Raw genomic sequence first — 20,330 nt, 5'->3', positions numbered from 1 at the left:
ACTCAACTTTGTGACCTAGCACTTAAATTTTAATAAAAACAACAAGCTATCGAATGTGACTATCAATACCTGAGACCCTATTCACGGAACCATTGCGAGATAATCATTACTATTTACTTAACGAATTACGGTCCCTCTGACCCTGTGGCCGACCAGCAACCCTACATATAGTCTAATAATGCTGGCGGTCACCACTCCTTTCATTAACATCACTTCTTTCAGGAACTCTTAGGTTGAGCCTGTGAGTAATAATCTTCGACCGTTTGGCTTAAGGTTCTTGGTGCTTGTAGTACTTGCGCGGCAATCCGCTTACTCTCTTGCGCCATCGACTCTTCCCATTGCGGCCAAACCCGAGAAATATAGGCATTGCCCCCCTCTCCCGTGACCATGTAGCCGCCAACAAACTTAGCTTCCATTTTACTGAGCATTTTTTCATCATCTGGCTTCCAAGCACCGCGACTATAATTGGCTTCAATGCCGGCCATCGCCGTTTCAGGGAAATACGCCAATGGTTGGTCAAGACCTTGTACATAAAGCGACAGCAGCTCTTTTAGATAGCTCATCGCCGCATCAGAATCTAATGCTGGCAACACGCGATGCACGACCCCTTCTTTTTTGTCATAAGCGAGCATATGGGTCACCTTCCCTTTGCCAATAGCGGCTAGGAGTAGATGGTCAATCCAAGCGCTCAAATAATCGCTAGCTCTTAGTCTGCCACTACGATAGCGAACCAATCCAGACGAGAACTGCCCGGTTATCCAACCTTGCAGGTGAATCCGGTGCTTACCCAAATCGATGAGCAGATTAACTTCTGCATCTTCTACCGCTGAGCTCGTGAGTGCGACCACGGCTTGCGCCAGTTCTTGAGTTTGCCCCATGTTTCCGGCTAATTCCAAATCACCAAAGTGACGAACCGGCAAGAATCCTTGCGCTTTTTGCTGTTGCTGAAAAGCCTGTGTCTTCGCATCAGACAGCTGACCGCCATTTTTCACCAGCGCATGTAAGAGCTCATTACGCAGGCCAAAACTCTCGAGTCCGTTAAGTGAGAAAGGTTCATCTTCTTCCACCATAAAATGCTGCTGATCAAACGACACTTGTAAGCGACGATTGAAAAGATATTGCACAGGCAAACGCCAGAAACGATGGAACTCGGCAAGATCCAGTTCAATCACCTCATCGCTCGTTCGAAGTATCGGCGGTAAAACAAAATGACTCGCAACCGCCCCCACCGCTTGCTCTTGGGCGCTCTGTTGCGCCGTTGGTAACCATTCAGCGGCATAACTTTGTTTTGCACTACTGGCATCAAAATGTGAGGGACTAAATGGCACCATTGGGTATTCTTGAGTTAACTGCTCGATGAGGCGGTGACCTGAGTCATCAACACTCAAGGCTTCATCATCAGGTAGTCGATAGTTTTGCTGACAATACTCCATCAACTCCGACACCAATACCGAAGGCACACGTTCGGTATTGTCTTGAATCGACCGTCCTACGTAACTGATGTACAGCGATTGCTGCGCAGACAGTAACGCTTCCAAAAATAGATATCGGTCGTCATCTCTTCGCGATCGGTCACCAGCGCGCGTTCGTCCGGTCATTAAATCGAAGCTCTCTGGCGGGACACTTCGCGGATATACACCATCATTCATACCAAGCAAGCACACCACTTTAAACGGAATAGAACGCATAGGCATTAAGGTGCAAAAATTGACTTGTCCGGCTAAAAATCGCTGACTAACGCGTGAGCCAGATAATTTATTCGTAAAGTACTGGCGCACGATCTTTGGTGAGAGTTTTTCGTCAAAACAGGCGTCTTGTAACTGCTCCTGAAGACCAGAAATAGTGTCTCGGATCGATTTAATGACCACTTCGCCTTCGAGTTCGACTTTAAAAAAGTCGTCAACGAGCTGATTAATGACACTACGCCATTGCTCAATGCTCACCGCCGTATTGAGGCGCTGACGGTAATTCGCAACAGTATCAATAAACTGTGCTAGCTTGCCCGCTGTTTCGGCGCGCATGCCTTGCGTTTGCTCATACGGCGCGATCACCGTGTCATCGATGGTCAATAGCCCAGATTCTTCACCAATCGCATAGCCTGCCAGCATTCTTGAAATGCCAAACATCCAAGAATTTTGTCCAAACTCAGGCAGTTCAAATTCGCTGGCAGTATGCTCGTCCACTCCCCAGCGCACTTGGGCTTCATCCACCCAAAGTTTGATCATCGCATACTCTTGCTCGTCCAAATCAAAGCGAGCCAATATGGCAGGGACATCAAGAAGCTCAAGTAACTCACTGGAGGTACAACGTAATTCGGGAAGGGCAAGCAACTGATTAAAGGCATTAAGTAGCGGGCTTTCTTTATCCGCCGTGCGGTCAGATATCGAGAAAGGGATATAACGCTCACCCGCGGCATTACCAAACACAGCTTGAATCGCAGGGCTATAAGCATTGATGTCCGCCACCATGACTATAATGTCTCTTGGCTTTAATTGCGGATCGTTATCAAACATCGACAGAAGATTGTCGTACAACGCCTCAACTTCACGCATCGCGCTATGACAGACGTGCAAGGTGAGTGAACGATCGCTAGCGCTCACTTCGGGCTTATGGTCTGAATGTAGAATAACCGCATCATCTTGATGCTCTTCAAGACTCAAAATATCGGCTTGAATGTGATGCAGTAACGAGTCTCGGTCGACCTCGACAAACGCGTCTATCTCATTAGATTCAAGTTGCGAGAGCAAATACAAATTATCTCGCCCCAGCTTTCCCATCGAAGCCAATAAACTGTTGCCAATATCAGTGACGTGAAGCTCATCATCAAGATTGTCGTCAATACTCCCTTTCAACAGCAAGGTTTGCTCACAATCCGATACATCTGCGACGTCATCTACCGTTTGCAAATGTTTGCGCTTATTTGCGGCTAAGCGTGCAAGATACTTACGGTCCCGCACATCGCCCCAGTAAAAACGACAAGGGTTGGTAAACATCATGTGGACATCAATGTGCTGCCCCAGCGCCTTAAGTGCATCCAAATAACGAGGGGGCAGCGATGAAATACCAAACACAAACAAACGCTTTGGTAAACCCGCTAACCGGGAGTCTACTTTCGTATCACCATGACTCTGAGCGAGCGCATCAATAAAATGCTCATACAAATTTGCTCGATGATAAGGCGACTGACCTAATGCTACCGTATGATCATATAAAGACTGCCAAAGTTTCGCCTGCCAAGGTTGCTCATCTTCCAACTCAGCGACGGTGAGTCCGGCTTCCCAAGCCGCAATCCACTCTGGTCGATACACCAAATAGCCGTCATAAATATCGGCAATTTTCTCTGCTAACTGATAGCGCTTAGACGCGTCGTCATCACCTTCAAGATATTGTGCAAGAGGCGCAAAATATTCATCGTGAAGGTGGCTTGGCAACAGATGCATGATTTTCCATGTCATCGCCTCTTTGTTGAAGGCACTTCTTGACGGGACATCATCAAGCACTTGGGTAAAGCGCTCCCATATGAAGGTCGCAGGAAGAGGAAAATCGGTGTTCGCCGCAATGCCAAACTCTTGTGCCATGGCAATTTTCAACCATTGTGACATGCCTGGGCTTTGTACCAGAATTTGTTCTTTTTCGAAGGGGTTATCGAGTGGATCGATCTTAATGAGCTGTACTAATAGGGATTTAAGTACATCGATTTGATTTGAGTGATAAACGGTGAACACGTTACCGCGCCTTTAGCAAATAATCCTGTCTCAAGATTATCACATTACAACGCGATAACGCATAATTACCCATGGATAAACAAAGTCTGCCTATCGAGATACTGTATTATTTGATGACCAAGCCATTTTTATCGGACAATAAGCAAACAGATAACGAATCGCCACATAGCTCACCACGGCCGTGGCAATGATTAGCTCTATATTTGCTAGTGTGAGCACCTGATCCACCGCACTTTGTGGCACATGAACGTTTATCATCCACGCCGCCAATTTAAACAGCGCCGTTGCACTAATCACCAACGGGAAAGTAAATGCCGCGTAGCCTGGGCTAAATGGGAGACGCAGCAGTTTAATGAACGCTAAATAAATCACTATTGTCATCAATACTGCGATACCAAATAACATCGCCACCAGCACCGGTGAAGGTTCTGCAACCACCGTTAAATAGCCCGCTAAAGAGAGGCTTGCTGGCGCTGCCAAAATAGCCAAGGTTGGTTTCGCCGCGTCAGGTATTTCCGTCGCAAAAATTAAGCGATATACCATGCAAGGTAACATCACTGCATAAACAGCAATACCAAAATACAAGGCCGCATTCGCAACGGGTGCTAGTGACGCCGTGCCAGAAAACGCCACATCTGCAACCACAATACCAATAGGTGGCACAAACCAACTTGGCACCATATGGTGCAATTCAAAATCACGACTGCGATGATAAGTAAAACTGGCTAGGAACACGACATGCAGTGCTACTGCGGCTAGCCAAATACTGTCACCGAGCACAGGGAAAAACTGCCCGATAGAGTTCGATACCACCATGGTGGCCATAGCAAATGTCGGTACAACACTTCCCACAACTGGGTGAGCAAGATCCTGCACCAATAAGTGACTATGGAACAAAAATTTATAGGCCAGTATCACCAATAATACGCTTGCAACCGCTGCGCTTGACCACTGCGCGACGTGATGAAAATCACCCGCATTTTCCCAACACCATCCAAGGCTCGCAATCCCTAACGCCAAACCCGCCATCGGGGTTGGTGCGCTTTTCATTTTATGATGAGCTCGTTTTGCTGTCGCAATCATAATCATGCCTTGTCTGCTGTCTATAAGTTGCACTTATGATAATTCTAGTTTACGTTTAGGTATATCTAAATATCCTCAACATACGTTCAGAAAAACAAAACATGAATGCTCATATTTCACTAAAACAACTCAAAGTGTTTGTTGCTGTTACTCAACATCAAACCCTAACCTCGGCTTCTGACACGCTGTTTCTCTCCAAGGCTGCCGTAAGTATGTCTTTAAGCGAGTTAGAAAAACAAATAGGTCATGCCCTTTTTGATCGCGTTAACAACCGTCTTGTAATTAACCAAGAGGGACAAAAGCTGCTGCCACTTGCCGACGAACTATTGAGCCGAGCCAAAGACATCGAGTCCTTATTTTCGGACGAACAAAGTTTTCGTGGTCAGCTACGTATCGGAGCAAGTGACACCATAGGCAATCAAGTCGCGCCGTATTTACTCAGTGAATACCGCCAAAGTTGCCAGCACAAAGCGCAACAACTGTTTATCTCCAACAGTGCGCTTATCTGTGAAAAACTGATTGATTATGAACTTGATATTGGTTTGATCGAAGGTAAAACACTGCATCCAGAATTAGAAAGTACCCCTTTTAGCGAAGATGAGATGTGCATTGTCGCCAATGTTGACCATCCACTCACGGGGAACGAGGTGATTGATCTTTCATTACTAGAAAATAGCGAATGGATCCTAAGAGAGCCCGGATCCGGTACACGCGAATTTTTCTTACGGGCCGTCGCCCCTCGTATCGAGGTATGGCACGAAGCGTTTGAGCTCAATACAACGGAAGCCATTTTAAACTGTGTCTCTTCTGGATTAGGGCTGGCATGCATCTCTAGGCTTGCCGCCCATACAGCTATCCGTGATGGTCGCATCCGTGAAATACCGGTTTCACTCGATATGAAGCGACGATTTTGGCTACTCTTCCACAAAGAAAAATACCAAAGTCCATTATTGCGCTCTTTCATTTCTTTTTGCCAACAATGGCAGCGTAGCTAGGTCTATATCAATATAACGACCCTACGAGTAGTAAATAGGCAATCAGCTCTCAGTTTTGCTGCGCTGACTGGACAAGCATTTTAAACCTATGTATAAACAGCCAGTATTGTCGATAAAAAATTTAACTTGTTAGAGGATTAACCATGGCTGTAATCGTCAAGTACGTGGTGGAACGCAACGGAGAAGAAAAGATGACTTTTACCTCTAAAGCTGAAGCTGACGCTTATGACAAAATGTTAGATACTGCTGATGAACTGTTTACACTGCTTGGTGAAAGCAAGCTCATTGAAAACGAAGAGAAACAGGAAGAGCTTTCCTTATTCTTAGCACAACATAAAGAAGAAGTGCTTTACGCACTGGGTGCTAAGCGTAAGCCAACGCCGAAGAAACCAAAAGCGGTTGAGCCTGTTGAAGCTCAAGACGACGCTGCGTAATATATCAATCGGCTTAGAGTCGCGTACTTTGAGCCGATTATTTGTCCATTTATCTGCTCACCAATAAATACCTTCCCACCCTGCTCACCATTGCCTCATTATCTAAATCCGTATCTAATGCCACAGCCTTATTCTACCGCACAACCCTTGGTACTCATTAACATCATGACTAAGCAACATTGTTAGCGGTTGAAATGATTTCTTTTTGGCGAAAAGTGTCTCTATAAAGACAACCAATATCTTTTTACAGACTTTTGCCCTATTTGCTCTTTCATCTGCCGTTACCACTCTTTAAGATAAAACCAACAACTTAAGATAAAACCATCAACAGAATCTAAGCCCTTGCTGCACTAGCACTGGTTTATGGACAATTCAAAATGGAGAACGATAGTCATGGCAGCATTTTCACTCGCCTTCGGTACCGCCACTAAAAACCGCGATGGAAAAATCATCGAAGCATTTTTTCCACATCCGCGACTCAATCCAAGTGATGCGACAATCGCCGCGATTGCAGAAGTGTCTGGTTACACTCAAGGCAACCAAGCTATCGAGATCAGCCCAGAGCAAAGCGCACAACTGGCGACGGCGTTTGCTAATAATGACGACGCTCAAAGTGCCGCGTTCGCTGAAAAAGCATCACAGTCACAACAACCACTTGTACTTGTAGTGCTTGCAAGCGACGAAAAGCCGCAGTCTGTTGCAGAAGGCTTTTTGAAACTACAACTAATTTCAAACCGCCTAGTACAACCACACGGTACAGTACTTGATGGCATCTTTGGCCTACTGCATAACATCGCTTGGACAAACCAAGGTCCAATCGATCTTCCAGAGCTGGCAGACCGTCAAATTGAAGCACGCCTTGCGGGACAAGCCCTAACCGTCGACTGTGTTGATAAATTCCCTAAAATGGTCGATTACGTGGTACCAACAGGCATTCGTATTGCTGATACTTCACGTGTTCGCTTGGGCGCACATGTGGGTGAAGGGACCACCGTTATGCATGAAGGTTTCATCAACTTCAATGCCGGTACGACAGGTGTGAGCATGGTTGAAGGCCGTATCTCTGCAGGTGTTGTGGTTGGAAACGGTTCTGATATTGGTGGTGGCGCTTCTATTATGGGCACACTATCTGGCGGCGGTACGGTGGTTGTCTCTATCGGTGAAAACTCACTGCTTGGCGCAAATGCTGGGCTTGGTTTCCCACTAGGCGATCGCTGTACGGTTGAGTCTGGTCTGTATGTCACAGCAGGTTCTAAGGTTCGTATGCTTGACTCGACAGGTCAAGAAGTTGAAATCGCCAAAGCGCGTGACCTAGCAGGTAAGTCTGACTTACTGTTCCGTCGCAACTCAGTGACAGGTCAAATTGAGTGCCTCACTAATAAAAGTGCGGTAGAGCTTAACAGTGAATTGCACAGCAATAACTAATACTTTTCGTGTCACGCCCCCAATTGCCTCCAACTCTGAACGAGTGAATAGCTAGCACATTGCGGGATGCGCATAAAAAAACCGAGTGATGATTCACTCGGTTTTTTCTATCTAAAGCGGCTTAATAGCATTCGTTTAGTTCATTCGCTTTTCTAAATGTCGACCTAACACGTCCATTCTCCACCCCTGCATTACATCAGGCAGCTGCGCTGGATCGCGGTCTTTGTTCCAAATCCACGATAAGAACTGATTCAACTGCTTTTTCGATGCTAAAAACTCAGTTGCCAACCCAGTCTGCTGAGAGGCCACTTTTACTTCATCTTTTAACAGTTTAAAGATCTGCTTATAGCCAGGATAATCCATCAAACGCTCAATTTTATCAGGGTACTCGTCCGCAGATAACTGCTTGGCTGATTTCACGATAGAGGCAATTTTGTCGGCATGTCGACGGATAGAGCGAGGATCTAGTCCTTCTTCTTCCATTGCTTTCGGTTGAGTCAATCCAAAGCGCGCGATGGTCCAAAGATCTTGCTCTTTGACCACAAAATTAAGTGCTAAGTCACGACGAATCGCTTCTTTAAGTCGCCATGTTGCGAGTGGCTTAAGCGCGGCTAACTGCTTGGGGCTAAGTTGCCATGCGCCTTTAATATCCAAATAAGCATACTCAGCATTAGGGGTTTTACCGCGTTTTTGTGTCATCAACTCAGACTCTTGCAGCGCCGCATCCCACCAGCCTTTCTCTTCTACTTTGTCGCTTAATTGTTGATATAAAGGCCATAAATAGAATACATCCGCCGCGGCGTAATCAAGTTGCTTTTGAGTCAGTGGGCGAGCAACCCAATCGGCTCTAGATTCACTCTTATCCAGCTGGACATCAATATACTCATCCACTAACGCGGCAAAGCCTGTCGACAGCCCATAGCCAAGGAAGGCCGCCATAATTTGTGTATCTACCATTGGAAATGGCATACAACCGAAGCTATTGGCAAACACTTCCAAATCTTCACCACAAGCATGCAAGACCTTCAGGACTGACGCATCTTGCAATAATGCGATAAATGGCGAGAAGTCGCTTATCGTCAGCGGATCAATCAGGGAAAGCTGATGACCATCATAGAGCTGAATTAAACCCAGTTTTGGGTAGTAGGTTCGGATACGAACAAACTCCGTATCCAACATAACCACGTCGGATTCACGAGCTTTTGTGCATACCGATTCTAACTCGGCAAATTCTGTAATTATCTGATATTCCACGACGACTCTCTTAAAAAAAACAATGCCAGCATTGAGAGCTGGCATTTTAACATCGATAGTAACAAAAGGTTAACGCTAAACCGTTTTTTCTGATGTTGGTGTCAGTTTCGCGTCGTTCTCTTCGCGGAGTACTCGGCGTAAAATCTTACCCACATTGGTCTTGGGTAAGTCATCTCTAAATTCGACACGTTTTGGCACTTTATAGCCAGTTAAATGGGTACGACAGTGCGCAATAACTTCTTCCTTGGTTAAACTGTTATCGCTTTTCACAATATACACTTTCACCAACTCTCCCGATGCTTCATTTGCCTCACCGATAGCCGCCACTTCAAGTACCTTATCGTGCAACGCAATCACATCTTCAATTTCATTAGGATACACGTTGAAGCCCGATACCAAAATCATGTCTTTTTTACGATCGACAATATGCAAGAAGCCATCCTCGTCAAATTTGACGATGTCACCCGTTGATAACCACCCTTCTTGATTGATCACCTCTTTGGTCGCTTCCACTCGCTGCCAGTAGCCTTGCATTACTTGCGGGCCACGAACTTGCAGTTCTCCCGTAGAGTCATCGGATACAGGTTGACCCTCTTCATCAACAATGCGCACTTCTGTGCCCGGAACGGGTAAGCCAATCGAGCCGTTATACTCTTCTAAATCGTAAGGGTAAGCAGCAACTAACGGCGAACACTCCGTCAGACCATACCCTTCAAGCAGTAAACAGCCTGTCGTCTTTTTCCATTGTTCGGCAACGGCGCGTTGCACCGCCATGCCGCCACCCACAGACAGACGTAGCCCTCTAAAATCTAGCTCATGGAAGTCTTCATTATGAATAAGCGCATTAAAGAGTGTATTAACGCCAGTGATCGCCGTAAATGGGTACTTTTGTAGCTCTTTGATGAAGCCAGGAATATCACGAGGGTTAGTAATGAGTAGGTTTTGACCACCCATTTCAACAAACAGCAAGCAGTTTACCGTCAAAGCAAAAACGTGATACAGCGGCAGCGCTGTTACTACCAGCTCACGCCCTTCTTGCAATACTGGTCCGTACATGCCTTTCGCTTGCAGTACATTCGCTATCATATTGCGATGCGTGAGAATTGCGCCTTTCGCCACACCCGTCGTACCGCCGGTGTATTGCAAAAATGCGATGTCGTCACCCGACATAAACGGTTTCACGTATTGCTGGCGACGTCCTTTATGTAAGGCTTGTCGAAATGAAATCGCACCCGGAAGATTGTATTTTGGCACCATGCCTTTTACGTACTTCACGACGAAATCAACCACTGTGCCTTTCGCTCGTGGCAACATTTGTCCAAGGCTAGTTAAGACCACATGTTTGATTGGCGTTTTATCAACAACCTGCTCTAACGTATTGGCAAAGTTAGACACGATTACTATCGCTTTGGCGTTTGCATCGTTGAGCTGGTGTTCTAACTCTCGCGGCGTATAAAGTGGATTCACATTAACCGCGATGAGGCCAGCTCTTAAAATACCAAACAACGCAACAGGGTATTGCAGCAGGTTAGGCATCATAATGGCAACGCGGTCACCTTTTTTTAGCTTTAGCTCGTTTTGCAAATAGGCAGCAAACGCACGGCTGCGCTCTTCTAACTTACGAAATGTCATGACCGAGCCCATGTTAACAAAAGCGGGCTGATCGGCAAATTTATGCACCGACTGTTCGAACATCTCTACTAAAGAAGGATACTGATCCGGATTGATATTCTCTGGCACGTCATTTGGGTATCGAGAAAGCCAAGGTTTATCCACAATTACACTCCTAGCGTATTAAGTCTTGCGTTTAATCTTCAAAATGTGAGCCTTTAAAAAACTTAGCTGTTTAAATCTTCGCTATTTAACAACTTGTTACATTCAACTCACAACCTGAGAATCCGTTACTCATTGGTATTGCTTACTATTACAGCACAGGCAACCCTTTCACGCACGAAACACTCAAACACTTGTTTAATTTTTGTTAACTAGTTCAGAAATTAGTTCAAATACTCTATCTGGCGATTCTAAATGGCAATGATGATCACCGTCTACCCACTCTACTTGCACATTGTTAAGTTTTTCTAAGGCGAGTTTGTCTTGAAGAAAACCGTATCCAGAGCGACCTAATATAACCATATGAGGAATGGAAATGGCGGACATCACCGCTTCAGCGTGTAGTCGCGACATACGATACACAGACTCACATTTGAGCTTGCTATCATGGCGCCAATACCACTGCCCATCAACGCTTTGAAGGTCTCTCTCCACAATAGGACGAACCGAGTCGACATCTAATTTCGTTGCTCGCATCCGCATAGTCACCGCGTCATCAAAGGACGGCAGTGCTCGCCGTTTTTTGTTTCTCCAGCGCTCGCGACTTTCGATGCCTTTTCTCAACCGACTGACCGCTTGAGCGGGGTCTTCTGCCATTGGGAAATGCGCTTCAATTTGAACTAATCCTGCGACATTTTCAGGAAAGGCGGCACTATAGCAACTTGCAATCAATGCACCAAGCGAATGTCCAACCAAGAATGCATTGACCGCTTGAAGATTAACCAAAACCTGATGTAAATCGTCAATATAGTCATGAAAGCTATAAAAATGGTCACTATTTTTATGAGTTGAATGCCCATGACCCGGTAGATCCAAGACCAAAACACGCCAACTCAATCGCTGCTGCTCAATGATAGTCAGCAATTTGTGAAAGCTCGCGGCATTATCCATCCAGCCATGAACAAAAACGACCGTCTTAACGGTCGTTTCCTCTGTTTGAAATACAGCGCCTTGATACTCCAAGTAAGCGATGTTTCTATCGTTAACTTGCAGTAAACACTCTTTAAAAGCTCGCAAGATTACTTCACCTCTTTAATAACTCGACCTTGCGTTGGCCCGTAATAGAAGTCGTCACAGTAGTAGCCCCAGCAAGAATGAAAAGCGCTCGCCTGACGGTTTATAATTAGACGCTCTTCCACTCGCCATAAATACTGTCCGTATGCCTTGATCACTGGAAAGTCTGCTTCAAATTCGCCAACTTTTCCCCGTTCATCGCCCGCTTTACTTCCGCCGACGGTGATCAGTCGACCTCTAGTGTACGTCACCGGGTCAATAAACCCGTCCACGTACGCGATAAAGCGGCCATTAGGCTCTTGGTCGATATCCGGCTTGCCATATTTATCGATAGGAAGGTTAACAATTTCAATTCGGGTCTGAGTCGCAAGGTTAGTGACGGTATCTATGACCCCACCAAGACGAACTTCACTGCCATCTTGCGCATCTACAACCGGTTGATATTGCGCAATAACATTTTCATTCGTTGTAACCAACGAATCCGGCAAGCTACCACAAGCGGTGAGCATGAAAGACAGGCACAATGCCCCTAGCAATTTCAACAATTTATTCATTCTCGTTCCACACATTAATCATTCTCATTATCACACGTACATATCGACACCAAACAGCTGTTCAAGTTCCTCGCGTTTAGCACGGTTCATCACATTCATATACGCTTCTAGCGCTTGTTTGGACCGTCCTTCAGGCAAGTCATAGTGAACGTGAGTACGTTGCACGTCTGCATCAGAAATAGTTTTTACTGAATGAGCCACTGCCTGAGCAACTTTCGTAACCTGTGTAGATTGGCCTACCAGAGAGGAGGGTTGAGACGTGGTGGCATTCGATACCGATTGCTTACGCTTTGTTTTATTCGTCCGCTGCTGAGAATGGACGGTAGGTAAACCTTGAATCGAAACCATATGCCTCACCTAGTGCGTGGTTATGTTAAACGCCTTACTGGAATAACCGTTATGTTATCGTGTACTTGCTGTTATACGCTCTCATATGAGCACAGTTTCCATTATAAAGGGGCGATACCTTCACCCCTTCCACTTATCAACCGAGCCAAAAATCTTAAAATAGCGAGCTAAAGATAACGGGGGAATTTATTCTCTTCCCGGCAATTTTTTCCAAGTCACATTATCTCGCAGATAAACAGGACTCGCCTCTTCCGCTGCAACAACATTGCCTTTTGCTAGCTCATATTGTGCTAAAAAAGCAATATCTTCCGCTTCTGGATAGAGTACACCTGATGGTTGAGTGTCAATCGCAAGTGCCGACAGTGATTCAGAATACGCATCCCAACCGGTTCCTGCCGTTGCCCATGCCTTGTCATCTTTAGGTGTGTTCGCCACTACCGTGTCAGGTGCAACCACTTGCTCTGGTTCAACCTCTGCCCAATCGCCGTTTTCAAGGCGCTCAAAACGCCCCCAATAGACTTCGCTCATACGGGCATCAATCGCGGTCGCAACGTGGGTGGTTTCACTTTTACGGTAAGCGCCTTGCGCCATGGCTTTTAAGGTTGAAATACCAATCATCGGTAAATCAGCACCAAAGCCAAGCCCCTGAGCCACACCAATACAAATGCGCACGCCAGTAAAGCTACCTGGACCTCGTGCAAACGCTAATGCATCAAGATCTTGTAAAGTCAGTCCCGCCTCATTTAGCAGCTCATCAACCATAGGTAAGACTTTCTTAGTATGATCACGTGGCGCAAGTTCACTGCGAACGTAAGTTTTATCTCCCACTAAAAGTGCGACAGAGCAGTTTTCAGTGGCGGTATCAATTGCTAGAATTTTGTTAGTCATCTATTTCTCAATGCGTTCTTTTTTTGGTGCACTTTGCTGGGATTGTAGCAAAAATGTCTCTATTTTTCCGAGGTCTCGAGTCCGCGGTATAGGCGGCAAGCTGGCGAGAAAAGTAGCGCCATAGTCACGCGTCACCAAACGGTTATCGCAAATAATCAGAGCACCACAGTCCTTTTGATCGCGAATCAATCGACCAACACCTTGCTTCAACGTAATAACCGCATCCGGTAATTGCACATGATTAAAAGGGTCACCCCCTTGCAACTTACAGTCTTCAATTCGCGCTTTAAGCAGCGGATCATCAGGTGCGGTAAACGGTAATTTATCGATAATAACACAGCTAAGCGCGTCACCTCTAACATCTATTCCTTCCCAAAACGCCCCTGTCGCCACAAGCAAAGCATTACCTAGTTCCATAAACTCAGCCAAGGTTTTTTGCTTGCTGGTTTCACCTTGCAGCAAGACCGGCAAGGTGAGCGTTTCGCGAAAGCGCTCACCTAACTCTCTCATCATGCTGTGCGAAGTGCATAGGAAAAAACAGCGACCTTGGTTTTTTTCTATGACGGGTGCCAGCATAGCGACCAGCTTCTCAGCGAGTCCTTTACTATTGGGCTCAGGTAAATATCGGGGCACACACAATCTTGCCTGTGTTGAATAATCAAAAGGACTAGGCAGCGAAAATTGCTGTGTTGGGGTCAGACCTAAGCGTGAAGTAAAGTGTTGAAAGTCCTCAGACACTGCCAGCGTTGCTGAAGTGAAAATCCACGCCCCACCTTTCGCTTCAATCTGCTCATGAAATTTATCAGCCACACTAAGTGGGGTAATGTGTAAACTAAACTGCCTTGGCGTCGTGTCGTACCAATAGGAGTAACCCGTAATGGACACATCGCATACGCGTTCAATGCGTCCTTTAATTAAATTAGCGCGCTCAAAAGCGGTATCCAATAATTGGCTGCGACCTAATGCCAGTTTCAGCACATCAATACACAGCACGACAGAGTCACGCAGCCTTTCGACCTCTCGCAAAATAGACGGAGATTTAATCGCATCACGCCAGTTTCCTCGAAACCCCGTATCACCGAGTACAATTCGTAAATCCATCGCCGCTTGCGACAGTCTATCTCCCGCTTTTTGTAACTGCTTCATATCACGCGCTTCAGTGCGGTAACCGATCTCTATATCTTTCGCAAGATCTTGAATTTGGCGGCTCGATAAAGACTGACCGAAATACTGGCTGGCAATGTCTGGAATTTGGTGCGCTTCATCAAAGACAAACACTTCCGCCTCTGGAATCAACTCTCCGAAACCCGTCTCTTTAATGGCCAGATCAGCAAGGAAAAGGTGATGATTTACCACGACAACGTCGGAGTCCAAGGCGCGTTTTCTTGCTTTTAGAACAAAACAATCTTGGTAACTAAGGCAGTCTTTACCTAGACAATTATCGTTAGTAGAAGTGATAGTGGGAATCACGGGACTGTCTTCGGCAATGGCATCGCATTCACCCAAGTCACCTGATTTGGTTTCCGATGCCCAACCACGCACTTTGACTAACTGGGATAGCAATTCGGTATGAGTTTCTGTGGTATGGCTTTCTACCATTTGACGGCTCAACCGATCTAGACATAAATAATTGGATCGCCCTTTAAGCAATGACACTTTGCCATGAAACCCAAGTGCATCGACCATCAATGGTAGGTCACGATGAAACAATTGCTCTTGCAGGTTTTTAGACCCAGTACTGATAATGGTTTTTTTACCACTCAGTAATGCAGGAACAAGATAGGCGAAGGTTTTACCTGTACCCGTGCCCGCTTCTACAACCAACTGCGCTTCTTGCTGAATCGCACTTTCTACCGCGTTAGCCATATCCAGTTGCGGCTGACGAGGTTGAAAACCGGGGATAACTTGTCCTAAGGCTCCGCCTGACGCGAAAGCCTTATTGATTGCTTTAGATACCATGACACCGAGTCAATTAGCTACGAATGGCGTTAGTATACCTGAACAAGGTGTCATGCTTGTAGTGCGTAAGGAGATGTGGAGCATAAACTACCTACCCAAATGCCATAACCTCCCAATGTGCATAAGAGTTTGAAGCTAATGACGATTAAGGTAACGAGACAGCCATGTTGGGGGGCTGTGCTCTTCTTCTGTTGATTTCAATTGTTCTACGGCGTGCTGTGGGGAAACCTTTCCTTCCCATAATAAGTCTAGGCGCTGACTATCAACGTTTTTATCACCTATCAGTTTTGATACTCGTTGATCGTAAAGTTTTCGTGCTAATAGTTCTCTATCCATAGCATTCCCTTCTAAACAAAACAAAGGCCGTAATAAAATCGAAAAAAGTTCACAGCCCTTCGACACGATTTGGAAGATACCTTTCGATTTTGTTGAAACCTTAGTCAGAATAGATTAAAACTGGTGGATAGATTGCGTGTTACGTCAATAAACGCACCAAACTAAAATCCTCTTGATCGTAAATTACGATTCACTTCAATAGATTGTATTTTCAACGTTATTGAGATCGATGCTACTTCAATTGGTACAGAATTTTTACTATTTCACGGAAGCCGTAAATCATGGAAAAGAAAACCCTGTTAACGCATTGTAATGATGCGCCGGGACTCATCTCAAAAATCACCAACATCTGTTACAAACACCAACTGAACATCATTCACAACAATGAGTTTGTAGACAATACCAGTGGTCATTTTTTTATGCGTACCGAACTGGAAGGCTATTTTAATAATCAAACCTTACTGGCCGATTTGGACCAAGCACTGCCTGCAGGCACTAAGCGTTCATTAGTCGATTCATCTCGTAAGAAAGTCGTTATTTTAGTCACTAAAGAAGCGCATTGCCTCGGTGATATTTTAATGAAAAATTTTGATGGCAGCTTGAATGTCGACATTGCTGCCGTGGTCGGAAATTACGATACACTTCAGAGCCTCACGGAAAAATTTGATATCCCTTACCATTACGTGTCTCATGATGGGTTGAGCCGTGAAGAGCACGAAGCAAAAATGCTAACCGTCATTGACCAATATGATGCTGACTACCTAGTACTCGCCAAATACATGCGTGTACTCACACCTGCTTTTGTTGAAAAATACCATCACAAAATCATTAACATTCACCATAGTTTCCTACCTGCTTTCATTGGCGCAAAACCGTATCAGCAAGCCTATGACCGCGGTGTAAAGATCATCGGCGCGACCGCGCACTTTGTTACTAATGATCTTGATGAAGGTCCAATCATTAAACAAGACGTCATTCCTGTGGATCATAACTTCAGCGCGGCCGACATGGCTCAAGCAGGTCGCGACGTTGAAAAGAACGTTCTGTCCAAAGCACTCAATAAAGTCATCAATGATCATGTGTTTGTTTATGGTAATAAAACCGTGATTCTCTAACTCGCTAAGGAGCCAATGAGACTATCAGCTCATGGCTTAGTCACTCTGGCTCCTTTGTTCCATTACCTTGTCTCCGTTTTTAGAATAGTGAGTGCTGTGCTCAAACCACCTATAACGTTACTTGAGGTAGCTATCTACCCTGCTCGCAATTCACGCCATAAGAAAATGTAAGCTTAAGATTAAAACACCTTACATTACCTTACGTTTTAAACAGGCGACTTAAATACTAACCGTTGATAAAAATAAACACTTCCAACTACTTACATAAATATCAATTAAGCATTCATTAGTAAGTCACTCCTTAGCTTGATAAATTGTTCAACAACAAAGCAGCTATCAACAAAACCCTTACACTCAATTACACATCATCATACTAAACTAATATAATCTAGTCATACCAGTTAACTACCTATCGTTACATTTTATTATAAGCTCCCAGTGGCACTTAAAAACAAAAAATATTAACTGGCTACATGATTATTTCTCTCTCCGCTGCAAAGCAATAAAGACAAGTTATATTCCGTTAAATGAGACCATATAAGTAAGAATGAAATAAAATGGATAATTAAACAGGGCACCAGATGCATATAGAACACTTTGGTGCCTGATTTTCTATAGCTAGGAGCAGTAATGAACACTATTCAGTCACTAGAACTGTTAAAGACATCCGCAGAAAACAGAACAAAAACGCTTACACATTTAAAAGAGGAGTTTGCATTCTTAGTCGGTTCAGATATTAAACTCGCTGTTTTAGAAGTTAATCATGACTGGTGCAAGATTATAGGCAACAGTGTTTTTATACTAAAAAATGCTTGTAGCTTTGAAATATTCATCCTGCACATCAGCAAGGTTATAGATATATCAGCAAGCAATTGGGATGAAAATCATTAATATACAACTCAAATACAACGATTTTTCGGTGTTTTTAAGCCAACTCTAATTTAAAACACACCATCTATATATTATATTTAGAGGCTCTATCACGATAGTGTTAAGGCCTCATATCCGAAACTGAGTAATAGAACCGAGTAATAGTACGCTTATGGCTAATTTAAATAACCACTAATAGCCTGGCATGCCACAGGTATAGACTGACTCGGTTCTAGTATGTCCAAATAGCAACTATCTACATTTTTCCTAAATACCATTGGGACTGAATAGTCATTTTTTTCCTGTAATTCTAAATCTGTTTCTATGGACCCCACAACTCCTTCAATCGCTCTTTTTACTCGTCCGCCGGCATCTATATATTCGAAAGGAGAACGAAAACTATTACTTGTGATTTCTGCAACTCCATCTAAGGGGACACCTCTGATGATAATCGATGGATAGTGACCCCACTTAGTTCCACCGAATACAAACCAGTTATTGATCACCTTTATAGATTGTCCTCCTACACCTGGGCTGACGCTAGATTCATGCATATCGAATGAATGACCATTACCTTCTTCTAAAATAACGTTATACGAGGCGGTGTAAGACTCACCCTCCTGACCAGAGCCTGCGATACTATGTCGATTACTATCGAAGACATTACAGAATATTGAGGCTGAAGAATTTCCATTTTGAACGACAATACCATAGCCACGGCTTTTCTTTCTATTGTGATGTATATAATTATTTCTAACTGACACGTTTTGCCCTTTCTTGACAGAAACAGCACCTCCTCCCCAACCATAAATCTCATTATTTTCTACAATTAGCCCAACCGTATCTACCTTATTTTGAACGCCTATTGTCAATACATTCGTATCTATATTTGACACTGGCCCTTGAATCCTCATACCTGTTAACTTTACGTTATTACCCGTTGCAATGATAGGAAAGTAATGCTGTTCCTCATCTATATAATCAACTTTCAGCAACGCCCCCTTGCTACCATTTACACCTCTATCGCTATAAATAACCACGTTGTCAGGAATATCTAACCCATTTTTTATATAAGGTAGTGTTATTACTGCATCACCTGGAATATAGATCTTGGTTTCCCCCATATCTAAAGCCTGTTGTAGACCATTGATATCATGTACTGAGACGGTATTTTGGGAGTTAGCATCATGAATTATCGGGTGTTCAAACCCACCAACCGTGCCACACACATTTAGTCCTTCAGCGTGCAATGGATGAGCTAGTATAATAAGCGACGTGTAAAGTAAGAGTGTTTTAGGTTTCATACGTTTATACCTTCCTGTTAACTTTTACATTATTATTGAGTTTTACTATTCGAAAAATATTGAATCTACAAATTACCAGCACTTCTTCTTTTGGAGTAAGAGTCACTTAAACCAAGCATACTCCTCGAACGGTTGGTTTCGATTTTGCTACATTTCCAACATGATGACTCATCATCATAGCTATAATATGGCTATATGATAAAAATATTGAATCGCAGGCATAGATAAAATTTTGCGAATAAATCGCCCTACTCATGTACAGAGTAATATCTTTAACTTATTACTTTTAATTATTATGATTTGCACTCAGTTACTATTTATAAAATAGTATACCTGTCACGTTGCAGATTTTTATTGATATGTTTCACATTATTTCGATCACAGATAGACGAAAGAATTTGAAAGTCACAGAGTGGACGGAATTTAAAGTAGAAGCCACATGTAATGCAGCTCTTCTGGTTAGTAAAGCAATCACTGGTTTATATGCAATGGCTATCTCTTGCCGAGCCTGAAAGAAAGCACGAGATACCCATTACAGGCGGTTTACTTAGGACGACATTACCTTCGCCCTATATTGACTGTTCCGAAGCGACAATGTTTCTCAAACTATGAGGATGTAATTTGATACATACACCGTCATGTTTAAACGCTACTGTTGGGTTAGCGAGTCGCTCACCTTCTCCATGGGGGCTAGAGAGTTTCATTTTAATGCCATTCTCATCTAAGCAGGCTAACTTAGCCGATAATTCGGGGAACTGCGTGCAAAGATCGGCCAGAAAATCATCCGCAGTGCTCGCTTGTGACGGCACAACAAATTCGACGTGCTCCCAGTGTTCAATGGGGTGAGACTTATTTGGCGCGGGATATGGCAACTCCAAACACTCGATTTCACCTACTTTTGTCACGATTGGTTGCTCAAACTGCATGACAATAATCGGTCGGCCATTAATGATTGCCTCTGAGATAACCTGACCATATCCAAGCCATTCTTGATGTGCTGCTTTAGCGACGTCAGCGTCATTAATTCTCATAGCAATATGGTCAGCTTGATGACGAGAAAGATCTAAAGATAATTGCTTGCATAAATTGAGGATTTTATCCATAAATCCGTCGATTTCATTCAACATCTGAGACGGCATTAAGCCTTTTTGCATCAGGGTTTGTCGCACTATATGATCACTCTTTTTGTACTT

At 44.3% G+C, this 20,330-nt stretch carries 17 protein-coding genes; 5 read left to right on the top strand and 12 right to left on the bottom strand.

What is annotated here, in order from left to right; genetic code table 11:
- Positions 1-218: 218 nt before the first annotated feature.
- Together recC and L4D74_RS02610 are read right to left on the bottom strand one after the other, a co-directional pair.
- A complete protein-coding gene (gene recC / locus L4D74_RS02615) occupies positions 219-3,725 on the bottom strand; it encodes an exodeoxyribonuclease V subunit gamma (RefSeq protein WP_428750564.1) in 3,507 nt (1,168 codons plus the stop codon).
- A 90-nt stretch (positions 3,726-3,815) separates the two neighbouring features.
- The gene (locus L4D74_RS02610) at positions 3,816-4,808 is read right to left on the bottom strand and encodes a TDT family transporter (protein WP_428750563.1); all 993 of its coding nucleotides are present in this window, start codon (positions 4,806-4,808) and stop codon (positions 3,816-3,818) included.
- Between the two features lie 101 nt (positions 4,809-4,909).
- Between L4D74_RS02610 and L4D74_RS02605 the strand changes: the two genes are divergently transcribed.
- The 3 genes from L4D74_RS02605 to dapD all read left to right on the top strand — a co-directional run bounded on the left by L4D74_RS02605 (position 4,910) and on the right by dapD (position 7,662).
- The gene (locus L4D74_RS02605; RefSeq protein WP_428750562.1) at positions 4,910-5,803 is read left to right on the top strand and encodes a LysR substrate-binding domain-containing protein; all 894 of its coding nucleotides are present in this window, start codon (positions 4,910-4,912) and stop codon (positions 5,801-5,803) included.
- Positions 5,804-5,946: 143 nt separating this feature from the next.
- Positions 5,947-6,237 (top strand): YebG family protein, encoded by a 291-nt coding sequence (locus L4D74_RS02600; protein ID WP_428750561.1) that lies wholly within the window; start codon positions 5,947-5,949, stop codon positions 6,235-6,237.
- Positions 6,238-6,630: 393 nt separating this feature from the next.
- Positions 6,631-7,662, top strand: coding sequence for a 2,3,4,5-tetrahydropyridine-2,6-dicarboxylate N-succinyltransferase (dapD, locus tag L4D74_RS02595; RefSeq protein ID WP_428750560.1), 1,032 nt, complete (start codon positions 6,631-6,633; stop codon positions 7,660-7,662).
- 135 nt (positions 7,663-7,797) lie between these two features.
- On the opposite strand, the gene rnd is transcribed toward dapD, so the two are convergent.
- The 8 genes from rnd to L4D74_RS02555 all read right to left on the bottom strand — a co-directional run bounded on the left by rnd (position 7,798) and on the right by L4D74_RS02555 (position 15,848).
- Entirely contained in the window at positions 7,798-8,916 is a 1,119-nt protein-coding gene (gene rnd, locus L4D74_RS02590) for a ribonuclease D (protein ID WP_428750559.1), read from the bottom strand.
- Between the two features lie 75 nt (positions 8,917-8,991).
- Positions 8,992-10,692, bottom strand: coding sequence for a long-chain-fatty-acid--CoA ligase FadD (fadD, locus tag L4D74_RS02585; RefSeq protein ID WP_428750558.1), 1,701 nt, complete (start codon positions 10,690-10,692; stop codon positions 8,992-8,994).
- A 195-nt stretch (positions 10,693-10,887) separates the two neighbouring features.
- Positions 10,888-11,766, bottom strand: a complete 879-nt coding sequence (locus tag L4D74_RS02580) for an alpha/beta fold hydrolase (protein ID WP_428750557.1) — start codon at positions 11,764-11,766, stop codon at positions 10,888-10,890.
- 2 nt (positions 11,767-11,768) lie between these two features.
- On the bottom strand, positions 11,769-12,317 hold the full coding sequence (locus tag L4D74_RS02575; protein ID WP_428750556.1) for a Slp family lipoprotein: 549 nt from the start codon (positions 12,315-12,317) through the stop codon (positions 11,769-11,771).
- A 30-nt stretch (positions 12,318-12,347) separates the two neighbouring features.
- Entirely contained in the window at positions 12,348-12,665 is a 318-nt protein-coding gene (locus L4D74_RS02570) for a chromosome partitioning protein ParA (RefSeq protein WP_428750555.1), read from the bottom strand.
- A 186-nt stretch (positions 12,666-12,851) separates the two neighbouring features.
- On the bottom strand, positions 12,852-13,553 hold the full coding sequence (gene tsaB / locus L4D74_RS02565) for a tRNA (adenosine(37)-N6)-threonylcarbamoyltransferase complex dimerization subunit type 1 TsaB (RefSeq protein ID WP_428750554.1): 702 nt from the start codon (positions 13,551-13,553) through the stop codon (positions 12,852-12,854).
- The gene (gene yoaA / locus L4D74_RS02560; RefSeq protein ID WP_428750553.1) at positions 13,554-15,512 is read right to left on the bottom strand and encodes a DNA repair helicase YoaA; all 1,959 of its coding nucleotides are present in this window, start codon (positions 15,510-15,512) and stop codon (positions 13,554-13,556) included. It abuts the gene before it with no gap.
- Positions 15,513-15,647: 135 nt separating this feature from the next.
- Positions 15,648-15,848 (bottom strand): hypothetical protein, encoded by a 201-nt coding sequence (locus tag L4D74_RS02555; protein ID WP_428750552.1) that lies wholly within the window; start codon positions 15,846-15,848, stop codon positions 15,648-15,650.
- A 281-nt stretch (positions 15,849-16,129) separates the two neighbouring features.
- Here L4D74_RS02555 and purU point away from each other — a divergent pair, with 281 nt between their 5' ends.
- Positions 16,130-16,963 (top strand): formyltetrahydrofolate deformylase, encoded by an 834-nt coding sequence (gene purU, locus L4D74_RS02550; protein WP_428750551.1) that lies wholly within the window; start codon positions 16,130-16,132, stop codon positions 16,961-16,963.
- A gap of 630 nt (positions 16,964-17,593) precedes the next feature.
- Positions 17,594-17,854 carry a hypothetical protein gene (locus L4D74_RS02545; protein ID WP_428750550.1) on the top strand — a complete coding sequence of 87 codons (261 nt, stop codon included), beginning with the start codon at positions 17,594-17,596 and terminating at the stop codon, positions 17,852-17,854.
- 155 nt (positions 17,855-18,009) lie between these two features.
- On the opposite strand, the gene L4D74_RS02540 is transcribed toward L4D74_RS02545, so the two are convergent.
- Complete coding sequence (locus L4D74_RS02540) at positions 18,010-19,137, bottom strand: right-handed parallel beta-helix repeat-containing protein (protein WP_428750549.1); 1,128 nt, start codon at positions 19,135-19,137, stop codon at positions 18,010-18,012.
- Positions 19,138-19,706: 569 nt separating this feature from the next.
- A complete protein-coding gene (locus tag L4D74_RS02535) occupies positions 19,707-20,306 on the bottom strand; it encodes a VOC family protein (protein WP_428750548.1) in 600 nt (199 codons plus the stop codon).
- Positions 20,307-20,330: the final 24 nt, after the last annotated feature.

Origin of the sequence: Vibrio cionasavignyae (assembly GCF_050337155.1) — a bacterium.
GTDB classification, from domain to species: domain Bacteria; phylum Pseudomonadota; class Gammaproteobacteria; order Enterobacterales; family Vibrionaceae; genus Vibrio; species Vibrio nomapromontoriensis.
This window is presented reverse-complemented; position numbering and strand designations above follow the sequence as displayed.